This window comes from Zoogloea ramigera (genome assembly GCF_006539865.1).
GTDB lineage: Bacteria > Pseudomonadota > Gammaproteobacteria > Burkholderiales > Rhodocyclaceae > Zoogloea > Zoogloea ramigera.
Genome location: NZ_BJNV01000168.1, coordinates 1 through 1,248 on the forward strand (window position 1 = coordinate 1; position 1,248 = coordinate 1,248).

Here is a 1,248-nt window from a genome sequence, read left to right on the forward strand (position 1 = left end):
AGGGCTCCCGCAGCTACCCGCGTGACATCAATCGTCATCATCCTCATTGACTTCAAACCCCAGCAGGGTTGCCCGAAACTCATCGGAGGTGGCCGCCAGCAGGCGCTTGGTTTTGATGCTGGTCTTGACGGAGGTATTCAGCCGGATGAGGTTCAGGGCGATGTGGCGGACCAGCGCGAGGTTGTGGGCCACATGGCCCGCGCGGGCACGGGCATAGTCGTCGCCGAATTGAACGTCCAGGCACCAGTGGAGCCGGTTTTCCACTTCCCAATGGCTCCTCACGGCGTGCATGAATTTCTCGGCATCGGGGGCAAAGCTGCTGATGTAGTAACGCCGCTCGACGCTGGTCTTCTCACCGACGGTGCGGGTGCGCTCGACCAGGGCAAAGCTCTTCAGGTCACACCACTGCTCACCCTTGTAGAGCCGATCACCGGCCTCGAAGGCCCAGCAGCGCCGCCACTCGTCCCGGCCATGCCCGTGGTTGTGGCTCTCCCAGGTCGAGACTGCCTGCAGCGCACCGCCCACACCGGCCTGAGCCAGCAGGATCGAATCGAGCAGCTTCGGATGGTTGTCCTTCACGCACAGGACGTAATCCGCACCGCGCTCGCGAATCTCACTGGCGATGGCCGTCTGGGTGCCCATCGCATCGATGGTGACGATGCAGCCGGCCACGTCCAGCGTGCGCAACAACTGCGGAATGGCGGTGATTTCGTTGGATTTCTGATCGGTGGCGACCTGCCCGAGCACCAGACCCACTTCGGCCGCAAAGGCACTGACCATGTGCAGCGGCGCCGCGGCGGCCTTGCTCGTCGTGCGCCGGCTCGTCTTGCCGTCGATGGCGATCACCTGTTCCTGCCGCAGCGCCGGAATCACCCCTGCCACCCATTCACGAAACGCCCGCTCGAAGCTCTTCGGATCCAGCACCGCGAAGACGCGTTCGAACGTGTCGGGCGAGGCGATGCCATAGTCCAGGCTCAGAAAACCACGCAGCCACGACAATTTCATGCGCCCCCATTGGCTGATGTCCTCGAAGTCGTCCGCGCCACTGAGCACCGCGCAGACCGCAATGGTCAGCAGTTCGCTCAGGCGATGCCGTGTCTGCTGCGCGTTGCGCCAGTCTTCGAGCCCTTCGAAAACCTCGACCATGTCCATCAACTTGCCCGCTTCCATCGTTTGCCCAAAAAGGCAGGAAACTACACAAAAGCGGGGGCTGTGAACAGTGGGGCGGCAAGTGGCTGACCGTGAACG

1 protein-coding gene is annotated in these 1,248 nt (G+C 62.8%); it reads right to left on the minus strand.

What is annotated here, in order from left to right; genetic code table 11:
* Positions 1–27 precede the first annotated feature (27 nt).
* Complete coding sequence (locus ZRA01_RS20245; protein WP_141355174.1) at positions 28–1,170, minus strand: ISAs1 family transposase; 1,143 nt, start codon at positions 1,168–1,170, stop codon at positions 28–30.
* Positions 1,171–1,248 lie beyond the last annotated feature (78 nt).

Excerpts from the sequence above, each read along its gene's own strand:
- ZRA01_RS20245 (WP_141355174.1), bottom strand. The coding sequence starts at position 1,170 with ATGGAAGCGGGCAAGTTGATGGACATGGTCGAGGTTTTCGAAGGGCTC.